Annotated in this window: 5 protein-coding genes and 1 pseudogene; all 6 read right to left on the minus strand. The window is 47.5% G+C overall.

Annotated elements, in window-relative coordinates:
* Positions 1 to 112: 112 nt before the first annotated feature.
* Positions 113 to 232 (minus strand): annotated as a pseudogene (locus tag JX312_RS10225) (energy transducer TonB); the annotation flags it as partial.
* A gap of 4 nt (positions 233 to 236) precedes the next feature.
* Positions 237 to 857 (minus strand): radical SAM protein, encoded by a 621-nt coding sequence (locus JX312_RS10230; protein ID WP_204457924.1) that lies wholly within the window; start codon positions 855 to 857, stop codon positions 237 to 239.
* Positions 858 to 974: 117 nt separating this feature from the next.
* A complete protein-coding gene (locus JX312_RS10235; protein ID WP_164916641.1) occupies positions 975 to 1556 on the minus strand; it encodes a Crp/Fnr family transcriptional regulator in 582 nt (193 codons plus the stop codon).
* Between the two features lie 8 nt (positions 1557 to 1564).
* A complete protein-coding gene (locus JX312_RS10240; RefSeq protein WP_204457925.1) occupies positions 1565 to 2716 on the minus strand; it encodes a hypothetical protein in 1152 nt (383 codons plus the stop codon).
* An 87-nt stretch (positions 2717 to 2803) separates the two neighbouring features.
* Positions 2804 to 3217, minus strand: a complete 414-nt coding sequence (locus tag JX312_RS10245; RefSeq protein ID WP_123406827.1) for a secondary thiamine-phosphate synthase enzyme YjbQ — start codon at positions 3215 to 3217, stop codon at positions 2804 to 2806.
* Complete coding sequence (locus JX312_RS10250; RefSeq protein WP_124029822.1) at positions 3201 to 3785, minus strand: DNA-3-methyladenine glycosylase I; 585 nt, start codon at positions 3783 to 3785, stop codon at positions 3201 to 3203. The genes JX312_RS10245 and JX312_RS10250 overlap by 17 nt, the downstream gene beginning before the upstream one ends.
* Positions 3786 to 3942 lie beyond the last annotated feature (157 nt).

Below are 3942 nucleotides of genomic sequence, written 5' to 3' on the forward strand. Positions count from 1 at the left end.
CCAGAAAATCGCGTAACCAACATGAATACAGAGTTTAACAATTTCGCATTAACAGATTTTAAGAGACGCCAGTGACTCCTTGAAAAGTTTCGTCAGACTGATTTGAAGATGATGTGCCGATGCACTCGCCCTTGTAGCGACATTCCGATGTGGCGAACTCGATGCCGTTTGCCTCGGCAATCTGCCGGCGTATCTCTTTCAGTATCTTGCAAGTCTGCTTTCCTCGTGCCATAGTGTCAGTGTTTGTGGATTTGGTAGGTGAATAAATCGAACCGGGTGAAGCCGAGGGCTTCAAGTGCCTTGCGGCTTGCGTCGCGGTCGGTGTCGGTGTTGTAGCCGGGTATCAGCGGTATGCGGACGATGCAGTCATTCTGCCTTCCGCTGTCGGTTATCAGGCGGAGATTTTCGAGAACAAGAGCGTTGTTTTGCCCCGTGTAGTCGTGGTAAATATCGGGGTTCATGTCTTTGATGTCGATAATCAGGGTGTTGACCACCGGGAGCAACGCCTCTACGTTGGCAATCGGCACATTGAGCGACGTTTCAAGATTGAGCTGCCACTCCGGTCCGCACAACCCACGGAACTCGCGGATAAACTGCGGGCGTAGGCAAGGCTCTCCGCCGCCAAATGTCACGCCGCCATTGGTGGCGAGAAAATAAAGCTCGTCAATGCGGGTCTCGGCATAGAGCTGTTCCGGCGAATACTCGCGGAAACGTCCGTCGTCGCCTAACGACTGCGGGTTAAGACAATATCGGCAACTAAGCGGACAGCCGTGAAAAGCCACAAGCGTAGTGACACCATCGCCGTCGGTAGAAAGGCGATGCCGTGCGATACCTATTATCTTAGCCCGTTGCCTCATAAAGGGTCTAACATATTCAATATCGCAAATTTAGCGAAAATAATCGACAATTGATGTGACAAATGTCCCAAACCGCCATAAAAAAACAGGCATTAAAGGCGATTTTCTTATGATTTCTCAGGTCTCGGAGGTGTCGGCTGCATTTTCAGCCTCGCGGATGCGATGCAACTGACGGCGGGAAACGCCTAAATATGATGCAATCTCCTGTATGGGCAGGTTTTGTGTGACACCCGGAAAGCGGGCGACAAGTTCGCGGAATCGCTCTGTGGGAGTCTTCACAAGGCAGTTCAGATAGCGGCGATAGGCTTCCTGCAACAGATTCGATGAGGCGTCGGCTACAAATCCGGGGGTTTCAACAAGTAAATACCGACGCAGTTCATCTACCGGGACACACAACACTTTGGCGTCGCACCCCGCGACAATAGAAGTCAGCGACGGACGGTCGCATAGAAACGAGTGCACATAGTCGGTGACGACCTCCCCCTCGAAAGAAAATCCGGTCGCAACTTCCTGCCCTTTTGAATTGAGGGTGACATATTTGAAATAGCCCGACTTAACAATACCTATGTGACGGCACACGTGACCCTGCCTGGCAAGCATGTCGCCTTTGGCATACACATAGATCTTGCCATGAGCCTCGACATATTTGCTCAGTGCTGACAGATCTATTCTCGTCATAAAATCATTCAGCCGTGCCATAGTAGTCATTAATTTATCTCGATAACCTCTATTGTGTCGGCTGGATGTTGGTTAACATCCTTTTCAGCATTCCTGAACAGCAGGTTGATTTCTTCGGAGGTCAGACCGGAGATGGCACAATGACCGCCGGTGATCTGCTGGTTGACTCTCGGCGCAAACATGAATCGGCTGTCAATTTCAACCGCGACATGCCTGCCGATACTCGCCTCGGTAAATTTCGCCCACTTGATGGCATCGTCCGCGTCAAAGGCCCACTCCACATTGACCATGCCTGACGCTGTGTCAAGCTCTACCGATGCTCTGCGCACATCGGCGGCGAACACAGACTTCGTATTCATGATGCCTATTGTGGTCTGCAAATCGTCATTCCTGCCGCAGAACCATTTATAGCCATCAGGCAGACTGTATTTTTCAATTGCCGCTGATGCCGCTTCATAAATGCGGCTGTCCTCATCACGCATCTGTGTCATGAGTACTCCGCTTAATATATGGTCAGAGATGTTAAGTTCGGACATGACTTTGCCAAAAATGTCAGTAGGAGAGGTTCCGGGCTCTGCCACGGCGCCTGCCGTCACCTTCCAATCCACCCGGTACTCGCCGAAGGGCTCTATTTCAAGTTTACCAATAATCTCCCTGGCTTTTTCAAAATTGACCTCATAGTCAATTTCTCCGGTTGCATCGACCTGTTGCTCAAATTGTCTGTTGAAAATTGCCTCCACTTCATCTCGCGGTATTATTTGTTCTCCAAGACCGAGCGAAGCCTTTGCTCCCGCCACAAACGAGCGATAATCAATAGGGAGAGAACTGTTGTCGACAGCAGTCAGTCTCATGGATAGAGAGATGCTGCGTCCCATATCGTAAGCCGACTTGGGCGGTTCGCTATATGCTTCAAGAATATCTGCCATTCCGGTTGCATATGCCTGTCGGTTTTCTTGATAGCGCGTTGCGGGGTTAAATCCGTTGGCATATTCCTGAAGTCCGCGTATATAATCACTGAAATCCTGTTCGCTCTGCATAAAGTCGTTTTTACCCGCCATCGTAGCTATGGTATACTGATAGCCATAGGCATACGAAAGAGAGTCAATATTTTCCGAAGTCATAGCGTTGCCTGCGCCCGCTGAGATCGTCAGTAATAGAGTTGTAATCAGTTGCTTTTTCATGAGTCGGTTATCTGTAATATCGCAAATTTAAAGAAAATAAACCAGAAGTGCAAACACCGTTAAGGAACGTGCTCTTAAGCTATGTTTCTATTCACCGATTATGGTTGCGACAATTTTGCGGCTCCCGCCATAGTCGCGGAATTCACATAGATAAACGCCTTGCCACGTGCCGAGATTTAAGCGGTTGCCGGTAATCGGTATGGACAGTGTCGAACCGACGATTACAGATTTGGCGTGTGCCGGCATATCATCGGAACCCTCATACGTGTGGAGATAAAAGGGTGCGTTTTCCGGAACGAGCAGGTCGAAAATCGATGTAAGATCGTGGCGTACATCAGGGTCGGCATTTTCATTAAGGGCAAGAGCTGCCGAGGTGTGCTTTATCAGCAGATTAAGCAATCCTTTCTTCGGTAAATCTGGCAAGTGTCTCATGATTTCAGCTGTTACCAGATGTATGCCGCGTGGTTGTGGTGGTAGTGAAAATTCAATCTGCTCTATCATGGTCTGAATTTTTATGATATAGGAAACAATCGGGTTGATGAGAATTGAATACACCGATGGACTGCAGGAATGCATGAATGGTTGTAGAGCCTACAAATTTCATGCCCCGCTTTCTTAGATCGGCAGACAATGTATCGGATATTGCAGAGGTTGTGGATGTGTGGTCCATTATAGGATGCTTCGGGCAAAAGCAGGAAAGATAGCTGTCAAATGATCCGAATTCCTCCTGAATTGTCTTGAAAACAACAGTATTTGATATTGCAGACTTAATTTTGGCTCTGTTACGTATTATACCGGAGCAAGCCATAAGTTCATCGATCTTTTTTTCATCATATGAGAGAATGGCATCACGGTCAAATCCGTCGAAAGCCTCACGGAAAGCTTCCCTTTTGTTGAGCACACACTCCCATGACAACCCAGCCTGAAAACTTTCCAGAATAAGCTGTTCCAATAACTGTCTGTCATCATGCACAGGTCGTCCCCATTCCTCATCGTGATATTTTATATAGAGAGGATTTTTGGGATTTGCCCAAAAGCATCGGTTTACATTTTTCTTTCTGTCAGTCATGTATGTTTTGCAGTAATGATGTGTAAGGACAATGCCATCCGCTCGTAAAATTACTAAAAATTATTTAAGAGAGTGTTTGAATTTAACATGAATTATATGTAAGATTTTCCGGAATTAATTCTTTTCATCCACATGAAGTGTCTTTCCGGTGAATTTC

This window comes from Barnesiella sp. CU968 (genome assembly GCF_905219685.1).
Taxonomy (GTDB): Bacteria; Bacteroidota; Bacteroidia; order Bacteroidales; family Muribaculaceae; genus Lepagella; species Lepagella muris_A.

Bases quoted from the DNA above. Each gene is read 5' to 3' on its own strand.
- JX312_RS10245 (WP_123406827.1), bottom strand. From the start codon at position 3,217: ATGATAGAGCAGATTGAATTTTCACTACCACCACAACCACGCGGCATA.
- JX312_RS10235 (WP_164916641.1), bottom strand. From the start codon at position 1,556: ATGGCACGGCTGAATGATTTTATGACGAGAATAGATCTGTCAGCACTG.
- JX312_RS10230 (WP_204457924.1), bottom strand. From the start codon at position 857: ATGAGGCAACGGGCTAAGATAATAGGTATCGCACGGCATCGCCTTTCT.
- JX312_RS10250 (WP_124029822.1), bottom strand. From the start codon at position 3,785: ATGACTGACAGAAAGAAAAATGTAAACCGATGCTTTTGGGCAAATCCC.
- JX312_RS10240 (WP_204457925.1), bottom strand. From the start codon at position 2,716: ATGAAAAAGCAACTGATTACAACTCTATTACTGACGATCTCAGCGGGC.